This is a genomic window from Pseudomonas sp. GNP013 (assembly GCF_054343995.1).
In genome coordinates this window covers 2,509,699-2,529,080 of the sequence record NZ_JBTGUT010000001.1, presented here as the reverse complement: position 1 = coordinate 2,529,080, position 19,382 = coordinate 2,509,699, and the positions used below count along the sequence as shown (strand labels likewise).

General features: G+C 62.7%; 16 protein-coding genes. 6 read left to right on the top strand and 10 right to left on the bottom strand.

Annotation, left to right across the window (positions count from 1 at the left end; genetic code table 11):
• Positions 1-71: 71 nt before the first annotated feature.
• The gene (locus ACXX81_RS11125; protein WP_458571680.1) at positions 72-1,025 is read right to left on the bottom strand and encodes a 2-hydroxyacid dehydrogenase; all 954 of its coding nucleotides are present in this window, start codon (positions 1,023-1,025) and stop codon (positions 72-74) included.
• 224 nt (positions 1,026-1,249) lie between these two features.
• Here ACXX81_RS11125 and ACXX81_RS11120 point away from each other — a divergent pair, with 224 nt between their 5' ends.
• Positions 1,250-2,527, top strand: a complete 1,278-nt coding sequence (locus ACXX81_RS11120) for a serine/threonine transporter (RefSeq protein ID WP_322213485.1) — start codon at positions 1,250-1,252, stop codon at positions 2,525-2,527.
• 217 nt (positions 2,528-2,744) lie between these two features.
• On the opposite strand, the gene acnB is transcribed toward ACXX81_RS11120, so the two are convergent.
• Positions 2,745-5,354 carry a bifunctional aconitate hydratase 2/2-methylisocitrate dehydratase gene (gene acnB / locus ACXX81_RS11115; protein WP_209990313.1) on the bottom strand — a complete coding sequence of 870 codons (2,610 nt, stop codon included), beginning with the start codon at positions 5,352-5,354 and terminating at the stop codon, positions 2,745-2,747.
• 669 nt (positions 5,355-6,023) lie between these two features.
• On the bottom strand, positions 6,024-6,887 hold the full coding sequence (gene uspL, locus ACXX81_RS11110; RefSeq protein ID WP_231423745.1) for a universal stress protein UspL: 864 nt from the start codon (positions 6,885-6,887) through the stop codon (positions 6,024-6,026).
• Positions 6,888-7,035: 148 nt separating this feature from the next.
• Here uspL and ACXX81_RS11105 point away from each other — a divergent pair, with 148 nt between their 5' ends.
• Positions 7,036-7,638 (top strand): MiaE family protein, encoded by a 603-nt coding sequence (locus ACXX81_RS11105; RefSeq protein ID WP_209981636.1) that lies wholly within the window; start codon positions 7,036-7,038, stop codon positions 7,636-7,638.
• Between the two features lie 25 nt (positions 7,639-7,663).
• Here ACXX81_RS11105 and ampC read toward each other — a convergent pair whose 3' ends face one another.
• Positions 7,664-8,806 carry a class C beta-lactamase gene (ampC, locus tag ACXX81_RS11100; protein ID WP_458571679.1) on the bottom strand — a complete coding sequence of 381 codons (1,143 nt, stop codon included), beginning with the start codon at positions 8,804-8,806 and terminating at the stop codon, positions 7,664-7,666.
• Between the two features lie 148 nt (positions 8,807-8,954).
• On the opposite strand from ampC, the gene ACXX81_RS11095 reads away from it, so the two are divergent.
• A complete protein-coding gene (locus ACXX81_RS11095) occupies positions 8,955-10,139 on the top strand; it encodes a DUF2252 family protein (protein ID WP_057009270.1) in 1,185 nt (394 codons plus the stop codon).
• Here ACXX81_RS11095 and yghX read toward each other — a convergent pair whose 3' ends face one another.
• Together yghX and ACXX81_RS11085 are read right to left on the bottom strand one after the other, a co-directional pair.
• Positions 10,140-11,027, bottom strand: coding sequence for a YghX family hydrolase (gene yghX / locus ACXX81_RS11090; protein WP_231421154.1), 888 nt, complete (start codon positions 11,025-11,027; stop codon positions 10,140-10,142). It abuts the gene before it with no gap.
• Positions 11,028-11,086: 59 nt separating this feature from the next.
• Positions 11,087-11,962 carry a DMT family transporter gene (locus tag ACXX81_RS11085; protein WP_209981643.1) on the bottom strand — a complete coding sequence of 292 codons (876 nt, stop codon included), beginning with the start codon at positions 11,960-11,962 and terminating at the stop codon, positions 11,087-11,089.
• 92 nt (positions 11,963-12,054) lie between these two features.
• Between ACXX81_RS11085 and ACXX81_RS11080 the strand changes: the two genes are divergently transcribed.
• Positions 12,055-13,380, top strand: a complete 1,326-nt coding sequence (locus ACXX81_RS11080; RefSeq protein WP_458572581.1) for an aminotransferase-like domain-containing protein — start codon at positions 12,055-12,057, stop codon at positions 13,378-13,380.
• 6 nt (positions 13,381-13,386) lie between these two features.
• Here the strand turns inward: ACXX81_RS11080 and ACXX81_RS11075 are convergent, their stop codons facing one another.
• The gene (locus ACXX81_RS11075) at positions 13,387-13,818 is read right to left on the bottom strand and encodes a nuclear transport factor 2 family protein (RefSeq protein ID WP_322213489.1); all 432 of its coding nucleotides are present in this window, start codon (positions 13,816-13,818) and stop codon (positions 13,387-13,389) included.
• A gap of 151 nt (positions 13,819-13,969) precedes the next feature.
• On the opposite strand from ACXX81_RS11075, the gene ACXX81_RS11070 reads away from it, so the two are divergent.
• Positions 13,970-14,182, top strand: a complete 213-nt coding sequence (locus ACXX81_RS11070) for a DUF6434 domain-containing protein (RefSeq protein WP_209981647.1) — start codon at positions 13,970-13,972, stop codon at positions 14,180-14,182.
• A 486-nt stretch (positions 14,183-14,668) separates the two neighbouring features.
• Here ACXX81_RS11070 and ACXX81_RS11065 read toward each other — a convergent pair whose 3' ends face one another.
• A complete protein-coding gene (locus tag ACXX81_RS11065; RefSeq protein ID WP_458572580.1) occupies positions 14,669-16,378 on the bottom strand; it encodes an amidase in 1,710 nt (569 codons plus the stop codon).
• Between the two features lie 116 nt (positions 16,379-16,494).
• Here ACXX81_RS11065 and ACXX81_RS11060 point away from each other — a divergent pair, with 116 nt between their 5' ends.
• Entirely contained in the window at positions 16,495-16,800 is a 306-nt protein-coding gene (locus ACXX81_RS11060; RefSeq protein WP_231421155.1) for a DUF2834 domain-containing protein, read from the top strand.
• Here the strand turns inward: ACXX81_RS11060 and ACXX81_RS11055 are convergent.
• Both ACXX81_RS11055 and ACXX81_RS11050 read right to left on the bottom strand, forming a co-directional pair.
• Positions 16,797-17,963, bottom strand: a complete 1,167-nt coding sequence (locus ACXX81_RS11055) for a GGDEF domain-containing protein (protein WP_458571678.1) — start codon at positions 17,961-17,963, stop codon at positions 16,797-16,799. The genes ACXX81_RS11060 and ACXX81_RS11055 overlap by 4 nt on opposite strands.
• A 111-nt stretch (positions 17,964-18,074) precedes the next feature.
• Positions 18,075-19,286: an MFS transporter gene (locus tag ACXX81_RS11050; protein ID WP_209981651.1), complete on the bottom strand. Its 1,212-nt coding sequence runs from the start codon at positions 19,284-19,286 to the stop codon at positions 18,075-18,077.
• Positions 19,287-19,382 lie beyond the last annotated feature (96 nt).

Sequence of the window (19,382 nt, the reverse complement as noted above, 5' to 3'; positions counted from 1 at the left end):
GCCGCCCAGCGACAAGGTCGGGGCTGCTTAATAGGTTAGCGTGTTGGAGGATGATCAGCGTGCCTGATCGGTCATTTAATGGGCGCGGGCAAGGCGACGGGCGTGAGTACCGGGCGTCCGGCAAAATATTCCGTGAGGTTGTCGGCTACGCGCTGCACGGTGTCGTGGGCCGCTTCCGGGGACAGGCCGGCGACGTGGGAGGTGAGCACGGTGTTGCCGAGTTTCTTCAGCGCGTCGGCCACCTTGGGTTCGTCATCGAACACATCCAGCGCCGCGCCGCCGATTCGGCGTTGCTCCAGGGCGGCGATCAGGTCGGCAGTGACCACCACGCTGCCACGGCCGATATTGACCAGGTAGCCATTGGGGCCGAGCGCGTCCAGAACGCGGCGGTCGATCAAGTGACGGGTGCTGGTGCCGCCGGGGGTGGCAAGAATCAGGAAGTCCGAGGTGCGCGCCAGTTCCACCGCCGTGGCGCAGTAGGTGTAGTCCACGTCATCGCGGGGCTGACGGTTGTGGTAGCTGATCTGCATGCCGAACCCCAGAGACGCGCGCCTGGCGATCTCCAGGCCTACCGCGCCGAGCCCGAGAATGCCCAGTTGCTTGCCGCCCAGGGAAGGGCGCATCACCTTGGGCCATTCACTGCGGCGCACGGCGGCGTCGGTCTGCGGGATGCCGCGCACCAGTGACAGCAGCAGCGCCATGGCATGGTCCGCCACCGACGGCGCATTCACCCCGGCGCCGTTGGTCACCACGATCCCGCGATTGCTGGCGGCCTGCAGATCCACGTGTTCATAACCGGCGCCGATCACGCAGATGATTTCCAGCACCGGCAATGCGGCGATTTCCTCGGCATACAGACCGAGCGGGCCACGGGTCAGCACAGCCTTGATCTGCGCACCGTGGGCCTTGATCGCCTGGGCGCGTTCAGCCGGCGTGGGCGCAAGGATCACATGAAAGTCATTGCTCTCGATGATGTGCAGGTATTCGTTGATGGTCTCAACCAGGACCAGGACAGTGGTGGTCATCGCAACGCTCTTGCTGAGGGGTTTGAGCGGGTGAGTATAAAGCGCATCTGTACGCAAAATCCCATTGCAGGTGCGAACAGGCTGGCCGCTAGCTCACCGTTCCTCAGCTAAGTCTTTGCTTCTTCAAGAGAATCCCGGACAATCCAGCCCCTTCTACAGTCGGGGCGCTGCCTGTCAGGTTTTTCTGACTCGTCCCGGCCGTGTCAATGCGGAGATCCGACCGGATGAATGATCAGGCCAATAGCGTCGACGAACGCTATGCAACGACACCTGCAACCCTCTCAAGCTGGAGCCGCCAGGACACCACCTGGATGCTGGGCCTGTTCGGCACAGCGATTGGCGCCGGCACTTTGTTTCTGCCGATCAACGCAGGTCTCGGCGGTTTCTGGCCGCTGCTGATTCTGGCGGTGCTGGCGTTCCCGATGACGTTCTTTGCCCACCGTGGCCTGACCCGTTTCGTGCTGTCCGGGCGTGAAGGGTCCGATATCACCGACGTGGTCGAAGAACACTTCGGCATCAAGGCCGGTGCGTTGATCACGCTGTTGTACTTCTTTGCGATCTTTCCGATCCTGCTGATCTACAGCGTTGCGCTGACCAACACGGTCGGCAGCTTCATGGAGCATCAACTGCACATCATGCCGCCGCCACGGGCGATCCTGTCGTTCGTGCTGATCCTGGGCCTGCTGGCCGTGGTGCGTTGCGGTGAGCAGGTCATCGTCAAGGCCATGAGCCTGATGGTGTATCCGTTTATCGTCGCGTTGCTGTTCCTCGCGGTGTACCTGGTGCCGCACTGGACCGGTGGCATCCTCAGTACCGCTCACGTGGTGCCGGCGCCATCGGCATTGCTCAATACCTTGTGGCTGGCGATTCCGGTGATGGTGTTCTCGTTCAACCATTCGCCGATCATCTCGGCCTTTGCGGTGGACCAGAAGCGCCAGTACGGCGCCCATGCCGACGAGCGCAGTTCGCAGATCCTGTGCCGCGCCCATGTGCTGATGGTGGTGATGGTGCTGTTCTTCGTGTTCAGCTGTGTGCTGACCCTGTCGCCGGCGCAACTGGCCGAGGCGAAGGCGCAGAACCTGTCGATCCTGTCGTACCTGGCCAACCACTTCGACAACCCGACCATCGCCTTCGCAGCCCCGCTGATTGCGTTCGTGGCGATTGCCAAGTCGTTCCTCGGCCACTACATCGGCGCCAGCGAAGGCCTCAAGGGTTTGATCGTCAAGACCGGTCGCCGCCCGGCGCCCAAGACCCTGGACCGCATGACTGCTGCTTTCATGCTGGTGGTGTGCTGGATCGTCGCGACGCTTAACCCGAGCATCCTTGGCATGATCGAAACCCTGGGCGGGCCGGTGATTGCGTCGATCCTGTTTTTGATGCCCATGTATGCCATCCGCAAGGTGCCGGCGATGGCCAGGTACCGTGGGCAGGCGTCCAATGTGTTTGTCACGGCGGTGGGCTTGGTGGCGATTACGGCGTTGGTGTATTCGTTTATTGCTTGAGGTTTAACGCAGCTTTCAGGGCTGCTCAACCTCTGAAAGGTGGGAGGGAGCTTGCTCCCGATGGCGGTGAATCAGTCACTGAAGAGGGTGACTGAACCACTGCTATCGGGAGCAAGCCCCCTCCCACATTTGTTTTGTGGTGTTGCTGATACTGGATTCCAGGCATAAAAAAACGCCGCGTACCTTGCGATACGCGGCGTTTTTACGTCACAACACCTTAGGCTTGAATCACCGGGATGTTGGCGCTTGCTGCGATCTTGCGGAACTCGGCGATCTGGTCGAAGTTCAGGTAGCGGTAGACGTCACTGGCCATGGTGTCCAGTTTCGCCGCGTAGCCCATGTACTCTTCGACAGTCGGCAAGCGACCCAGGGTAGATGCGACTGCCGCCAGCTCGGCCGAGGCCAGGTAGACGTTGGCGCCATCGCCCAGACGGTTCGGGAAGTTACGGGTCGACGTGGAAACCACCGTCGAGTTCGGCTCTACCCGTGCCTGGTTACCCATGCACAGCGAGCAGCCGGGCATTTCCATGCGCGCGCCAGCCTTGCCGTAGATGCCGTAGTAGCCTTCTTCGGTCAGTTGGTGAGCGTCCATTTTGGTCGGCGGCGACAGCCACAGACGGGTTGGCAGCTGACCCTTGACCTGCTCCAGCAGCTTACCGGCTGCGCGGAAGTGACCGATGTTGGTCATGCACGAACCGATGAACACTTCGTCGATCTTCTCGCCGGCAACGCTGGACAACAGACGGGCATCGTCCGGGTCGTTCGGGGCGCAGAGGATCGGCTCGTTGATTTCCGACAGGTCGATCTCGATGATTTCGGCGTATTCGGCGTCGGCATCGGCTTCCATCAGCTCCGGGTTGGCCACCCAGGCTTCCATCGCTTGGGCGCGACGTTCCAGGGTGCGCGGGTCGCCGTAGCCTTCACCGATCATCCAGCGCAGCAGGGTGATGTTGGAGTTCAGGTACTCGGTGACCGACGCTTTGGACAGCTTGATGGTGCAACCGGCAGCCGAACGTTCGGCCGAGGCGTCGGAGAGCTCGAACGCCTGCTCCAGCGTCAGGTCGTTCAGGCCTTCGATTTCCAGGATGCGGCCGGAGAAGGCGTTTTTCTTGCCTTTCTTCTCTACGGTCAGCAAACCGGACTGGATCGCGTAGTAAGGAATGGCATGAACCAGGTCACGCAGGGTGATGCCAGGTTTCATCTTGCCTTTGAAACGCACCAGGATCGATTCCGGCATGTCCAGTGGCATGACGCCAGTGGCTGCGGCGAACGCGACCAGACCGGAACCGGCCGGGAACGAGATGCCCATCGGGAAACGGGTGTGGGAGTCACCACCGGTGCCGACGGTGTCCGGCAGCAGCATGCGGTTCAGCCAACTGTGGATGATGCCGTCGCCTGGACGCAGCGATACACCGCCACGGGTCATGATGAAGTCAGGCAGGGTGTGGTGGGTGGTCACGTCGATCGGCTTTGGATAGGCCGCGGTATGGCAGAAGGACTGCATCACCAGATCGGTCGAGAAGCCCAGGCACGCCAGGTCTTTCAGTTCATCACGGGTCATCGGACCGGTGGTGTCCTGGGAGCCTACGGTGGTCATCTTCGGTTCGCAGTAGGTGCCAGGGCGAACGCCTTTGCCTTCCGGCAGACCACAGGCCTTGCCGACCATCTTCTGCGCCAGGGTGAAACCCTTGCCGGTGTCGACCGGCGCTTCAGGCAGCTTGAACAGGTCGGTAGGGCCCAGGCCCAGTTCGGCGCGGGCCTTGTCGGTCAGGCCACGGCCGATGATCAGCGGGATACGGCCACCGGCGCGGACTTCGTCCAACAGCACCGGGGTCTTCATTTCGAAGGTGGTGATGACTTCGTCGGTACCGTGCTTGCAGACTTTGCCGGCGTGCGGGTACAGGTCGATCACGTCGCCCATGTTGATGTTGCTGACGTCGAACTCGATCGGCAGAGCACCCGCATCTTCCATGGTGTTGTAGAAGATCGGCGCGATCTTGCTGCCGAAGCAGAAGCCGCCGGCGCGCTTGTTCGGCACGTAGGGCACGTCGTCGCCGAAGAACCACAGCACCGAGTTGGTGGCCGATTTACGCGACGAACCGGTACCGACCACGTCACCGACGTAGGCGATCGGGAAGCCCTGGCCGCGCATCTCTTCGATCTGCTTCATCGGGCCGGTCTTGCCTTGCTCGTCCGGCACGATGCCTTCGCGGGCCATTTTCAGCATGGCCAGCGCGTGCAGCGGGATGTCAGGGCGCGACCAGGCGTCCGGCGCCGGCGACAGGTCGTCGGTGTTGGTTTCGCCGGTGACCTTGAACACGCGCAGGCTGATCTTGTCGGCCAGGGTAGGGCGGTTGCGGAACCATTCGCCGTCAGCCCACGACTGCAGCACGCCTTTGGCATGCTCGTTGCCGTTTTTGGCTTTTTCAGCCACGTCGTGGAACGCGTCGAACATCAGCAGGGTGTGCTTGAGCTGGGCGGCCGCGACAGGCGCCAGCGTGGCGTCGTCCAGCAGCTCGACCAGCGTCACGATGTTGTAGCCACCTTGCATGGTGCCAAGCAGTTCAACGGCGCGTTTTTTGTCGATCAGGGGGGAAGTGGCTTCGCCCTTGGCCAGGGCGGAAAGGAAACCGGCCTTGACGTAGGCAGCTTCGTCAACGCCTGGTGGAATGCGGTTGGTGATCAGGTCAACGAGGAATGCTTCTTCGCCGGCAGGGGGATTTTTCAGCAGCTCGACCAGGCCTGCGGTTTGTTCGGCGTTAAGCGGCTGGGGAACAATACCCAGGGCTGCACGCTCTTCGATATGTTTGCGGTAGGCTTCAAGCACAGTTATTACCCTCATCAGTGGTCCCACGGGACGCTCATCCAGAAATGATCGGCACGCGTGCGCTCGGGGGCTTTTTGGGCCGCAAAGCCAGCGCTGCCGGCATCTCTCACAGAAGCTGCTTTCAAAGTTTTACGCCTGCAGAACGGGCTGATGAGGGTTGGCGAGGGCTTGACCTACCGAGTCATTGACCATCGCCAACACCGTTCTGAAGGAACGACTGTGCTCGTGACGCTTTGAAAACAGCTTCCAGCGGATTATTGGCGCCTTACAAGGCCGGGTGATTCTACGGCAAAAAAAATCTAAAGGTAAGTTGCCTGGCCAAGATTGCCGGGCAATCACGCTTAGACAAAGGGCTAATATGGCCGACTGTTTCGCTGGTTTGTGTCGTGCCCTCTCATCAGATGACGTCACGATCTGAGATTTCAGGCAACCACCTCCCTGTGGCGAGCGGGCTTGCCCTAATGCCGTTCAGTTAAGCGCAGATTCCCTGTGGCGAGCAGGCTTGTCCTGCGTTGGGCTGCGCAGCAGCCCCAAAACCAGACGCTGAGCCGTATCAGGTACACCGCGTGTCCCTTGATTGGGGGCGCTTCGCACCCCAACGCGGGGCAAGCCCGCTCGCCACAGACGCTTTAGTTTGGGTGCCGCCGCCCACAGTTGATCTTTATCGTCTCAGGATTTGATGGCCAACGCTTCGAGGTGATCCATCAGCGCCTGCGGTTTCAGCACCAGCACATCGCTCTCCACCGCATCGAGCACCACCTCCGCCGTATTACCAATCAATGCCCCGGAAATTCCGGTGCGCGCCACGGTGCCGATGATCGTTACCGCCGCCTGCCATTTGTGCGCCGCGAACGGAATCAACACATCGGCCGGGCCTTCCTCGATGTGCAGGTGCGCGTCGTCCACATCGAATTGCGCCTGGAACGCCTTGCACTGTTCGCGATAACGCGCTGCGATGGTTTCCCTGAGCTGGAACGTCGGATCGGCCGCCGCCAGCATCGGCGATGGATGGGCGCTGATCACATGCAGTTGCGCCTTGGCCAGGCTGGCAATCTCGAAACCATGGTCGATGATCGAATCGTGCAGCGCGCGATGCTCGCTGTCGGTATTGCCCACATCGATCGCCGCGAGGATCACGCCACCGCTCCACGGGGTGGAGGTTTTCACCAGCAGCACCGGCGTTGGGCAGTAGCGCAGCAGTTTCCAGTCCGCCGGGGTCAGCAGGGCCTTTTTCAGTGGGCTGTCGGGCATGTGCTGCTTGATCACCAGACCGCAGCCCTCGGCCTGCTGCACGTCGATGATGGTTTCATGCAGGCTGTCATTCCACGCCTGTTCGGTGGTGACGCTGTAGCCGTCCTCGCGCAAGCCGGCCTTGAGCTGGCTCAGCAACGCTGAATGCTCGTGCCGCCTGTCGCACACCAGCAAGTGCAGGTGCGCGTCGGTCACGCCGGCGATCAGCCTGGCGCGCTTGAGGGCCAGGCTGTCGGCCTGTTCGGGCTCGATAACCACCAGGATGCTGCGGATGGCTTGCATGGTTGGCACCTCCAGGAACGTGGACTGCAACAACTATAGTCGCTGCCCGGTATTCGTCATCTTGATGCACATCAAGGTAGGCGGCTGGTGGTCTGCGGCGCGCTCGGTATAATCGGCGCCCTTTTGTGATCCTTTGCCCGTGAGCCCGATGAACCTGCCCGACATCCACCAATTCCTCGGTTGCCGCACCCCCGATGCCTGGGTCCAGGCCGCGCTGGCCGATCAGGACACCCTGCTGATCGACCACAAGAACTGTGAGTTCAAGGCGGCCAGTACCGCCCTCAGCCTGATCGCCAAGTACCATGGCCATGTGGACCTGATCAACATGATGTCGCGCCTGGCCCGCGAAGAACTGGTGCACCACGAACAGGTGATGCGCCTGATCAAGAAGCGCAAGGTCGAGCTGCGCCAATTGTCGGCCGGCCGTTACGCCTCGGCGTTGCGCAAGGTGGTACGCAACCACGAGCCGGTCAAGCTGGTGGATACGCTGGTGGTCGGCGCCTTTATCGAAGCGCGCAGTTGCGAGCGTTTCGAAGCCCTGGTGCCGCACCTGGACGAAGAACTCGGCACGTTCTACTTCGGTTTGCTGAAAAGCGAGGCGCGGCATTTCCAGGGTTATCTGAAACTGGCGTATCAGTACGGCGACGCCGCTGACATCGCCCAGGTCATCGAACGGGTGAGGGCGGCGGAACAGGAGTTGATCGAGTCAGCCGATGTCGAGTTCCGCTTTCACAGTGGCGTGCCGGCCTGAGGCGACGGCCACGCCAATCCGGTGATCAAGGGTTGAGCGCGTTCAGGATTGAATGGGCGACTTTTACCCGTTCGGCGTTCGGATAGTTTTTATTCGCCAGAATCACCACGCCCATGCGCGCGCTTGGTACGTAGGCCACATACGCACCGAAGCCATTGGTGGAACCGGTCTTGTTCACCAGTGTGTCCCCATGGGGGGCTCGCGCGGGTGTCAGCCAATCGACCTTGTGCGGCTCGATGGCCATCTGTGTGGAGTTGCCGTCAATCAGGGCGTTCAGTTGGATCGGGTACGGGTACATTTCCCAGCCCAGACCCTGGGTCATGCCATTGACGGTGTAGTAGCCGGTATGGGTGAGCGCAATGGCCTGCCGGACGAGTTTTTCCTGGCCAGCGGGGTTCATGTTGACGTTGACGTAGTGCAGCAGGTCCGCCGCACTGGTCTTGATGCCATAGGCTTCACTGTCCATCGCGCCCGGGCCAACCCGTACAGGTTTTCCTTTGCTGTCATAGCCTTGGGCGTACAGGCTCATCTGATTTCGAGGTATTTTCAGGAAGGTATGCGAGAGCCCAAGCGTTGGGAGCAAGGTCTTTTCCATCAATTGATCGAACGGCTGACCCAGGCTTTGCGCCGCCAGATAGCCAAACAGGCCCAGGCTCGGATTGGAATACAGGCGCTGGGTGCCAGGGGCGAACGCGGGCTGCCACTGCTGGAAATAGTCGATCATGCGCTGGCCGTTATCCGCCTCCTGAGGAAATTGCAGCGGCAGGCCGCCAGCGGTGTACGTGCCCAGGTTGAGTACGCTGATGTGATCGAACCGGCCGCCCTTGAGTGCCGGCAGGTAGTGGCTGGCCGGCTGGTCGAGGGTAAGTTTGCCCGAGGCCACGGCGTAGCCGGCGAGGGTGGCGGTGAAGGTTTTGCTCACCGAACCGACTTCAAACAGGGTGTTCTCGCTGACCGGTTGCCCGCTTTGCTTGTCCGCTACGCCGTAGCTGAAATACTGCGCTTTGCCGTCCTGCAGCACCCCAACGACCAGACCGGGGATGGCTTGCTGTTGCATCAGCGGCTTGACGCTGGCGTCCACCACGGCGCGCAGATCGGTGGCGGCCAGGCAGTGGCTGGCGCCAATGAGCAGCGCAAGGGCCGTGACAGAGGGGATGAATCGAGGCATGGGTCGCTTCCATGGCAGATAAGAGGGTGGGCAAGTTTCGCAAATACCGGGTGTTTACCCCAGCCCTCGGGTAAAACCTTTTACGAAACATAATGAAACATTTGCCGGCCCGCGCAGCTCTATCGCTACACCCGTATCGAGTCCGTCAATGAAAACGCCGCGTCCTTCCGCCCGCATGCCGCACCTGACCCAACTGCGTAACCTCAAGATGGCCCGTTCGGCCCATGCCTACGTACGCGGCAGTACCGTCCAATTCTACGAGTGGCTGCACAGCCTGCCCGGTCGACGCTTGCCCAGCGGGCCGCCGATCTGGATCTGTGGCGATTGCCACGCGGGCAACCTGGGGCCGACCGGCGACAACAATGGCCGCATCGACATGCATATCCGCGATCTCGACCAGACGGTGATCGGCAACCCGGCCCATGACCTGGTGCGCTTGGCGTTATCCCTGGCCACTGCCGCGCGGGGCTCGGACCTGCCCGGGGTGACCACGGCCCGCATGCTCGAAGAAATGATGCTGGGCTACGCGCAGGCCTTCAAGGACAAGCCGGATGAAGTGCCGCCACGGCCGTCCCAGGTCAAGGCCGGGATGCGCAGCGCGGTGGAACGCACCTGGAAGCACCTGGCCCGCGAGCGCATCGATGACGTACGCCCGACGATCCCTTTGGGCAAGCACTTCTGGGCATTGTCCCGTGCGGAAAAAAGCGCCCTGCAGGCCTTGTGCGGCTCCGATGAGCTGCATCACCTGGTGACCTCGCTCAAGGGACGGCCCAAGGACGCCAAGGTCGAATTGATGGACTCGGCCTATTGGGTCAAGGGTTGCAGCTCGCTCGGCCTGCTGCGTTACGCGGCGCTGTTGCGCGTTGGCGACAAGGACGATCAGGAATACTGCCTGATCGACATCAAGGAGGCGGTCGGCGCAGCGGCACCGCGCGCAGCCCGCGCAAAAATGCCACGGGACAACGGCCGGCGCGTGGTGGAGGGCGCCCGTCAGCTGTCACCGGGGTTGGGTGAGCGCATGTTGGCGACGCGTTTTCTGGACCATGGTTTTTTCATCCGCGAGCTGCTGCCCCAGGACATGAAGCTGGAGCTGGACGAATTGAGTGAGATCGACGCCATGCACGCCGCCGGTTACCTGGCGCGCGTGGTCGGCATCGCCCATGCCCGGCAAATGGATCGGGCGACGCGCAGGGACTGGATGGCCATGTTGCAAGAGAACCGCTCACGGCAGCTGGATGCACCGTCCTGGTTATGGACCAGCGTGGTGCAACTGGTGGGCAGCCACGAGCAGGGCTACCTCGACCATTGCCGGCGGTATGCGCTGGAACACTGATCAGGCCAGGTATTTATTGAACCAGCCCAGGGTGCGCTCCCACGCCAGGTTCGCCGCCGCTTCGTCGTACCGTGGCGTCGAGTCGTTGTGAAAGCCGTGGTTGGCGCCCTTGTAGATGAACGCCTCGTAATGCGTGCCGGCCGCTTTGAGCGCCTGTTCATAGGCCGGCCAGCCTTCGTTGATCCGCGTATCCAGCTCGCCGTAATGCAGCATGAGCGGCGCCTTGATGCGCGGCACATCCCTGGCCTCGGGCTGGCGTCCGTAGAACGACACGGCGGCGCCCAGTTCCGGGTAGGCCACTGCCGCCGCGTTGGTCACGCCGCCGCCGTAGCAGAAGCCGGTGATGCCGACCTTGCCGGTGCTGCTGTCGTGGTGCATCAGCCATTCGATGGCGGCGAAGAAGTCGTTCATCAGCTTGGTCGGATCGACGGTTTGTTGCAGCGCCACGCCTTTTTCATCGTTGCCGGGGTAGCCGCCCACGGAGGTCAGGCCATCGGGCGCCAGGGCGATAAAACCGGCCTTGGCCAGACGTCGGGCGACGTCTTCGATGTAGGGGTTGAGGCCTCGGTTTTCGTGAACCACCACCACCGCCGGCAACTTGCCTGCAGCTTTCGCAGGGCGCACCAGGTAGCCGCGCACCGTGCCGTTGCCCTTGGGTGAGGGGTAGGTGATGTAGTCGGCCACAATGTCCGGGTCGGTGAATTTCACCTGCTCGGCCAACGCATAGTTGGGGCTCAGCGCCGCGAGCAGCGCCGAAGCGGTCAGGCCGCCGAAGGTGAACAGCGCGGCGCGGTCGAGAAACTCGCGCCGGTTGAGCTTGCCATGGGCGTAGCCGTCGTAGAGTTCCAGCAGTTCGGGGGCAAAGTCTTTGGCGGTGAGACGAGTCATCGGTGCACTCCTCGATTGGCGATGGCAAGCACTGTAGACCACTGCGGGTAGTGCCTGCGTTAACGCGCAAACTTTTTCGCCCCGGCCACGCAGCCGATCACGGCGACCGTTACCAGCAACATGCCCAGGCTGACCTGCTCGTGCAGCAGGCCCGCCGCCAGCGCCAGGCCAAAAAAAGGTTGCAGCAGTTGCAACTGGCCGACCGCCGTGATGCCGCCTTGGGCCAGCCCGCGATACCAGAACACAAAGCCGATCAGCATGCTGAACAGCGCAACATAGCCCAGGCTCAGCCAGGCCGGCAGGCTGATACCGCTGAACGTGGCGGGTGCCAGAATCAGGCTCAACGGTGCCACCACCGGCAGCGACAGCACCAGTGCCCAGCAGATCACCTGCCAGCCGCCCAGGCTGCGCGAAAGTTGGGCGCCTTCGGCGTAGCCCAGGCCGCACACCAGCACCGCCAGCAGCATCAGCAAATCCCCGAAGGGCGCGGCGCTCAAGCCTTGGGCAAACGCGTAGCTCACCACCAGCAGGCTGCCCAACAGCGAAAACAGCCAGAACACTAACCTCGGACGCTCACCGCCACGCAGCACGCCAAACACTGCCGTCGCCAGCGGCAACAAGCCGATAAACACGATGGAGTGGGCGGAGGTAACGTATTGCAGCGCCAGCGCGGTCAGCAATGGAAAGCCGATGACCACGCCAAGCGCGACGATCACCAGCGGTACCCATTGCGTGCGCGCCGGACGTTTTTCCCTGAACAGCCACAGCAGGGCCAACCCTAGCAGGCCGGCGAGCGCGGCGCGGGTGACGGTCAGGAACACCGGGTCGAATTCCATCACCGCCACGCGCGTGGCCGGCAGTGAACCGCTGAAAATCACCACGCCGATAAAACCGTTGATCCAGCCTCGGGTGTTGTTGGGAGACGTGCGTTGCATGAGTGGCTGTCCGAAAAAAGCAAAGGTTGCGTTGTAGCCATCCTAGGCAGCAGCATTGAGACAATCAAAAAATTGTCATGGATACATCGCTCATGCCCCGTGCGCGCTACAAGTCGCTGGTCGACAGCTTTGCTCAGGCTATCCGCTCTGGCCGGATGCCGGCGGGAACACGTCTGCCCACCCATCGCCAGTTGGCCGCCGACCACCGTCTGGCGCTGGCCACGGCGAGCCGCGTGTACAGCGAACTCGAAGCCATGGGCCTGGTCAGCGGCGAAACCGGGCGCGGCACCTTCGTGCGTGAGATCGCCCTGCCGCCGGGGCAGGGCAGTGGGCAGATGCCGGTCGCGAGCGACCTGCTCGACCTGAACTTCAACTATCCGTCGCTGCCGGGTCAGGCGGACCTGCTGCGCACGGCGTTACGCCAGTTGGCGCTGTCCGGCGACCTGGAGGCGCTGCTGCGCTACCAGCCCCATGCCGGGCGCCTGCATGAACGTGCAGCGGTAGCGCGCCACTTGCTGAGCCGGGGCCTGTCGGTAGCGGCCGAGCAGGTGCTGGTGGTCAGCGGCGCGCAGCATGGGTTGGCCGTCAGCCTGATGGCGTTGCTCAAGCCCGGCGATGTGATCGCGGTGGATGCCCTGACGTACTCGGGCTTCAAGGTGCTGGCCGAAACCTTGCATCTGGACATCGTCGCGATGCCGGTCACCACCAGCGGGCCAGACCTGGACTACTTGCAAGGTCTCTGTCAAAGGCGCCTGGTCAAGGCCGTGTACAGCATGCCGACCCTTCACAACCCGCTGGGTTGGGTGATGGACATGGCGCAACGCGAGCGACTGGTGGCGATTGCCCGCCAGCACAATCTGATGATCATCGAGGATGCGGCCTACGCCTTTCTGGCTGAACAAGCGCCGCCGCCGCTGGCGACCCTGGCCCCGGAGCGCACGCTGTATGTGGGCGGGCTGTCCAAAAGCGTCGCCACCGGTTTGCGTGTGGGTTTCATCGCGGCGCCTGCGGCTTGGGTGAGAGGATTGGAGCGTACCCTCATGGCTACCACCTGGAACGTACCCGGGGTGATGAGTGCGATTGCCGTGGCCTGGCTCGAAGACGGCACGGTGGCGCAACTGGAAGCGCAAAAGCGCGAGGATGCTCGGGCGCGACAGGCCGTGGCCGCGCAGGTGTTCAAAGGGCTGGTGACGGTAAGCCACGCCTCGTCGTATTTCCTGTGGCTGCCCCTGGCGGACAACCTGCGCGCCGATCAGGTGGCAATGACGCTGCAGGGCAAAGGTGTGTCCGTGTCCACCGCCGAACCGTTTGCCGTTTCGGCGCAAGTGCCTCACGCATTGCGCCTGGCCCTGGGCTCGGTGCCCATGCCGGCGCTGCGTGATGCGCTGATGACGGTGCGTAAGGCTGTAGCGTGGTGAGCCCAATCAGTACTTGTAAGCCTGACGACCGATCAACAGCCACTTGCCTTTCTGCTTCTGCCAGACCTGGAAGTTGTCGATATCGGTCGGCACGTCGACGCCGCTGTTCACTGCCAGGGCGTGAAAGTGATTGCGCACCAGGGCGGTGTCACCGTTCAGGGTGATGGTCTGGTTCTGCATTTCGAGGGTTTTGAACGCGCTGACGTGGTTTTCCAGGTCGGCGATAAATTGCGCCTTGGTCTGCACCTTGCCGCTGGAGTGGCCGTAGGTGAGGTTATCGGAGGTCAGCGCGTTGAGCTGCTTGAGGTCCAGGTGCAGCATGGCCTGGGTCAGTTGATCGACGGCCTGGGCAACCTCTTTTTCGGCAGGGGCTGGCGCAGCGGCGACGTAGCCGGCGAACAGGCACAGAAAACCGATCAGCACTTTGAATTTTTGCATGGGGGTTCCTTATTGTTGTGGGGGCGCACGCTCACCAGGTGAGTTGTCGTACAACCATGCAATAGATTCGAAAGCGAAGGAAAGTGAATTTTTGAAATATCTTGAAAGGACTATGCTGATGCCCAATCACCCGACGCCTGCGAGAGCCTGAATGGAATTTAACTGGCACAGCGACCGACTTACCCGCGCCACGCCTGTCACCTCAGGCTACAAGAACACGCAGAACGTACGCCGGTTCATGCTTGAGCAGTGTGGTACGGCGTTCAAGTTTGATCGGCCGTTCATGGCCTGGATCCGCAACGGCACGCCCAAGACACTGGGGGATGCGGTGGACGAGTGGCAACGCCGGCAAGCCGACGTTTAAACCTCTGCAAACAGGGCTCTTGTGGCGAGCGGGCTTGCTTGTGGCGAGCGGGCTTGCCCCGCGTTGGGCTGCGAAGCAGCCCCAGTAAAGACGAATGCGCTGTATCAGGCACTCCTTGGCCTGGTTTTGGGGCTGCTCCGCAGCCCAACGCGGGGCAAGCCCGCTCGCCACGGGGCGTTTCGCGATCCTCGAATTTGCATTTAGCCTGTCATTCAGTCGCCAACGGCGGGGTACGCGGCGGCACCGGGCGACGGCTGCCGGTGGCTTAATACGCCGCAGCAAAGCGCAGCAGCTAAACCCTGGTAAACAGGGCTCTTGTGGCGAGCGGGCTTGCCCCGCGTTGGGCTGCGAAGCAGCCCCAGTAAAGACGAATGCGCTGTATCAGGCACTCCCTGGGGTTGGTTTTGGGGCTGCTCCGCAGCCCAACGCGGGGCAAGCCCGCTCGCCACGGGGCGTTTCGCGATCCTCGAATTTGCATTTAGCCTGTCATTCACTCGCCAGCGGCGGGGTACGTGGCGGCACCAGGCGACGGCTGCCGGTGGCTTCATACGCCGCAGCAAAGCGCAGCAGCGCCGAGTCGTCGTAGGCGCGGCCGGCAAAGGTCAGGCCGACCGGCATGCCGATGTCCGCCATCACGCCCATCGGCACGGTGACGGTGGGCACGCCCAGGTGGCGGATGGCAAGGTTGCCGTTGGCCACCCACACGCCGTTGCTCCAGGCGAGATCGGCGGACGCTTCGTTCACGTCGGCATCCGCCGGGCCCACGTCGGCCACGGTGGGGAACAGCACGGCGTCGAGTCCGCGTGCGTCCATCCAGTCTTCCAGGTCTACCCGGCGCGTGTGTTCCAGACCGCGCAGGCCATCGGGCAAGGTCGCGATTTCGTTCCAGGGCGTGATGCCGCGCTGGGCCATGCGCACGTATTCGTCCATGCCGGCGGCCAGGTCGTCTTCGCGGTTGGGCAGCGTGCCTGGGTCGTGGGGGAAAATCTGCGGGCCGTCCACATCGGCCAGGCGGTTGAGCGCCGGATCGCCGTTGGCACGCAGGAAGTCATCAAAGGCCCAGGCCGACAGTTCCCACAACTCATCGTGCAGAAATGCCTCGGATACCAGGCCACGGGTAAACACGGTCGGCGCGCCGGGGCGGTCGCCTTCGCAGTTGGACACCAGCGGGAAATCTACATCGATCACTTCGGCTCCAGCCGCTTCCAGCGCCTGGCGTGCGGCGTGCCACAGGTCGATCACCGATGCGCGGGTGTTGATCTTCTGCCCGGTCGGGCCGCCGATGCCGGGTTTTTCACTGGTGCCGGCCTCGGGGTCGGCATTGATGTACATGCGCGGCACGCCAAAGCGTTTGCCGGCGAGGGCGGCGCTGTCGGTAGCGAGTGCCGCGTAGGACGCCGGGCGCACCGCGCTGACGCTTGGGATCGGTACCCACGGTTGCAGACGCCACAGGTCGCCACGGGTGTCGGGGTCTTCGGCCACCACCACGTCGAGCACTTCCAGCAGGTCGGCCATGGTGCGCGCGAACGGCACCACCACGTCCATGGTCGGGGTCAGCGGCCAGTTGCCGCGCACCGAAATCACCCCGCGCGACGGCGTGTAGGCGCACAGGCCATTGTTCGACGCCGGGCCACGCCCGCTCGACCAGGTTTCCTCGGCCAGCCCGAACGCTGCAAAGCTCGCCGCCGTGGCCGTGCCGGCACCGTTGGACGAGCCGGACGCAAAAGGCGCCGTCAGGTAATCGGCGTTGTACGGGCTCTCGGCACGGCCATACACGCCGCGCTGCATACCGCCATTGGCCATCGGCGGCATGTTGGTCTTGCCCAGGCAGATGGCGCCACCGCCACGCAGCCGTTCAATGGTAAAGGCGTCACGCTGGGCGACCAGCCTGGCAAACGCCGGGCTGCCGGATGCAGCGGTCAGGCCCTTGACCAGATAACTGTCTTTGGCGGTATAGGGAATGCCATCCAGCGGCCCGAGTGTTTCACCCCTGGCCCGGCGCGCATCGGACGCCTTGGCTTCGTCGAGCGCATCAGGGTTGCGCACCACCACGGCGTTCAACGCGGTGGCGGTGTGCGGGCCGTCATAGGCATCGATCCGCGCCAGGTACGCCTTGACCAGTTCAACGGCAGTGGTCTGGCCGGACTCAAGCGCAGCGCGCAATTGGGCAATCGAGACTTCGGTAACTTGCATCAGATTTTTTTCGCCGCCTTCACGTGGGGGTATGGCGGCAGTCTACGTACAGATATTTCACAGTGCCAGCTTGCTGCTAAGGTGAGCGCTTTGATGATTCACGCTCCAAGGAGGAGAAGATGCCAAGACCCTATATTGCCCTGATCGCTCTGGTCGGGTTTTCGTTGTACACCGTGGCGACGATGTTAACCGCCGAGCAATCGCTGCTGGCCTTCGGGCGCGAGTTGATGTCGCGCCCCGACACCGCCCAGGTGGTGATTGACCTGTACCTGATGGCGGCGCTGGCCTGTGTGTGGATGTACCGCGATGCCAAAGGGCGAGGGCGCTCGGTTGTCTCACTGCTGCCGTACTTTTTGCTGACGGCACTGTTCGTGTCGGTGGGGCCGTTGCTCTACATCGTCGTAAATGGATTTTCACGACGCTAGCGCAGGCCGCCCGCGCCGGTGCGGTCTACCAGTTGCAGGCTGTCACGCCCGCCGCGCTTGGTTTCGTAAAGCGCGGTGTCGCCCAGTTCGATCACCGCCGCCAGCGAGGCAGGTGGCTGGTCGAACAGGTTGGCGCCGATGCTCAAGGTGACCGGTGCGGGCGTGGTGAAGGCTTGCGCGGCGCGTTGCTGGAATTGCTCGCGCAGGTGACTGCCCAGTTCGATGATCTGCTGCGTGGAGGTGTTGCTCAGCAGGATTACGAACTCATCGCCGCCCAGGCGTGCCGACAGCGCGCCCTGGGGCGTCGCGCTGCGGATCAGTTCGCTAAGGTCGATCAGCAGGCGGTCGCCGGCGGTATGGCCGTAGAGGTCGTTGACCAGCTTGAAGTTGTCGATGTCGATCAGCAGCAGCGCCCCGGGTTGCGTGGACGACACCTTGGCCAGCAGACGCGGTGCCCGCAGTTCCAGGGCGCGGCGATTGTAGAGGGCGGTCAGCGGGTCACGGGCGGCGAGCCGGGCGATCTGCTGTTCGCGGCGATGGCGCTCGGAGCCGGTCATCGACAGCGCAATCAGCATGATCGCCATGGCGCCTTCCACCAGTGAAATCTGGATGATCTCGCCCTTGAACGAAGCCAGGTCGATCAGCGCGCCCGGTATCAACACCGACAGCGCTTTGACCACATAAAAGCCGCCGTGAAACCGCAGCACGTAGCGCAGCTGTACCGCGCCGATGCTCAGCGAGCTGCCGTGGGGCCGCAGCAGGTAGCTCGCCCGTAGCGTCGGCAACGCCACCAGCAGCGACTGCACGCCCAGCATGGCCTTGGACCATGGCAGGTCGGCGGGCAGCGTCAGCATGCCGAACCACACCACAAGCATCAGCAACCAGGCCCGCGAAAGCTTTACCTGAGTAAACCGTGCAACGCCAAGCAGAAACAGCACGTGCGCGCTCACCAGCATGCCATTGGCGAGCCAGATGCCGATCATTAAAAAACCGTTGATGCGCAGCAAGGCCAGGGTGGAACCGACGCCGATGGTGGCGAAACCGCTGGCCCAGAACAACAGCGAGGGTTCGCGCACGCTGTGCCATTCAATCGCAAGGTAAAGGGCGGCAGCGGCTGCCAGGGCAACGGTCAGTGCCAGAATCGTAGGAGGGTCGAGCGTCATGTTGGTGCCGGGGTTGCCTGGGTGTGCGTTTAAAAACGCGATTGTAAGCGCACACGCAGGGTTTTCGGAGCTTTCAGAGTGATGGCGCAGTGATATCAGATAGCCGGTTCATCAAACGCCTTTGGTCGACGGCAACAGGATCGTCAGGATGCCCACCAACGGCAGGAACGAGCAGATCTTGTACACGTACTCGATACCGTGATTGTCCGCGAGCAAGCCCAGCAACGCCGCGCCGATCCCGCTGAAACCAAACATCAGCCCGAAGAACACCCCCGCGATCATGCCCACATTGCCCGGCACCAGTTCCTGGGCGAACACCACGATGGCCGAAAAGGCCGAGGCGAGCACGAAACCGATCACCACGCTGAGCACGGCAGTCCAGAACAGGTCGACGTAGGGCAGGGCGAGGGTGAACGGCGCCGCGCCGAGGATCGAGAACCAGATGACTTTCTTGCGGCCGATCCGGTCGCCAATCGGGCCGCCGGCGAAGGTGCCCACGGCGACGGCGCCGAGGAACAGAAACAGGTACATCTGCGAGCTGGACACCGACAGCTGGAATTTTTCGATGAGGTAAAAGGTGAAGTAGCTGGTCAGGCTGGTCATGTAGAAGTATTTGGAAAACACCAGCACCGCCAGCACCACCAGGGCAAAGGTCACGCGGCCTTTGGACAGGCCGTGGGTGGCCTTGCCGCCTTGCTTGAGCTTGAACAGGTTGAGGTGGTTGCGGTACCAGCGGCTCAGGCCGTACAGCACCAGAATGGCGAACACGGCAAACAGGCCGAACCAGGCGATATGGGTCTGGCCGTAGGGAATGATGATCGCCGCCGCCAGCAACGGGCCGAAGGCGCTGCCGGTGTTGCCGCCCACCTGGAAGGTCGATTGCGCCAGGCCGTAGCGTCCGCCCGAGGCCAGGCGCGCGACGCGGGACGTTTCCGGGTGGAAGGTCGACGAGCCCACGCCCACCAGCGCCGCCGCCATCAGGATGGCGGGGAAGCTGCCGACAAACGCCAGCATCAGGATACCGACCAGGGTGCACACCATGCCGGCCGGCAGCAGCCAGGGCTTGGGGTGACGGTCGGTGTGGTAGCCGATCCAGGGTTGCAGCAGCGAGGCGGTGAGCTGGAACGTAAGGGTGATCAGGCCGACCTGGGTGAAGCTCAGCCCGTAGTTGGCCTTGAGCATCGGGTAGATCGACGGCAGCACGGCCTGGATCAGGTCGTTGATCAGGTGAGCGAGGGCGCAGGCGCCCAACACGCGCATGACCAACGGGCTTATCTGGGGCGCAGGGGCGGCAGCGGAGGGTGTGGCGGTAACGGTCGACATGCAGGCATTCCATACAAGGCAGCTAACAGGGGCTGACAGTACTTCAGCTGGCAGCTCATTTCTAATTGTTTCGAGACCTGTGCTGCAGGCATTCCG

Coding starts and splice junctions, on each gene's coding strand:
- ACXX81_RS11125 (WP_458571680.1), bottom strand. CDS start 1,025: ATGACCACCACTGTCCTGGTCCTGGTTGAGACCATCAACGAATACCTG.
- ACXX81_RS11050 (WP_209981651.1), bottom strand. CDS start 19,286: ATGTCGACCGTTACCGCCACACCCTCCGCTGCCGCCCCTGCGCCCCAG.
- yghX (WP_231421154.1), bottom strand. CDS start 11,027: ATGACTCGTCTCACCGCCAAAGACTTTGCCCCCGAACTGCTGGAACTC.
- ACXX81_RS11080 (WP_458572581.1), top strand. CDS start 12,055: ATGCCCCGTGCGCGCTACAAGTCGCTGGTCGACAGCTTTGCTCAGGCT.
- ACXX81_RS11085 (WP_209981643.1), bottom strand. CDS start 11,962: ATGCAACGCACGTCTCCCAACAACACCCGAGGCTGGATCAACGGTTTT.
- ACXX81_RS11075 (WP_322213489.1), bottom strand. CDS start 13,818: ATGCAAAAATTCAAAGTGCTGATCGGTTTTCTGTGCCTGTTCGCCGGC.
- uspL (WP_231423745.1), bottom strand. CDS start 6,887: ATGCAAGCCATCCGCAGCATCCTGGTGGTTATCGAGCCCGAACAGGCC.
- ampC (WP_458571679.1), bottom strand. CDS start 8,806: ATGCCTCGATTCATCCCCTCTGTCACGGCCCTTGCGCTGCTCATTGGC.
- ACXX81_RS11095 (WP_057009270.1), top strand. CDS start 8,955: ATGAAAACGCCGCGTCCTTCCGCCCGCATGCCGCACCTGACCCAACTG.
- ACXX81_RS11120 (WP_322213485.1), top strand. CDS start 1,250: ATGAATGATCAGGCCAATAGCGTCGACGAACGCTATGCAACGACACCT.
- ACXX81_RS11060 (WP_231421155.1), top strand. CDS start 16,495: ATGCCAAGACCCTATATTGCCCTGATCGCTCTGGTCGGGTTTTCGTTG.
- ACXX81_RS11105 (WP_209981636.1), top strand. CDS start 7,036: ATGAACCTGCCCGACATCCACCAATTCCTCGGTTGCCGCACCCCCGAT.
- ACXX81_RS11070 (WP_209981647.1), top strand. CDS start 13,970: ATGGAATTTAACTGGCACAGCGACCGACTTACCCGCGCCACGCCTGTC.
- ACXX81_RS11055 (WP_458571678.1), bottom strand. CDS start 17,963: ATGACGCTCGACCCTCCTACGATTCTGGCACTGACCGTTGCCCTGGCA.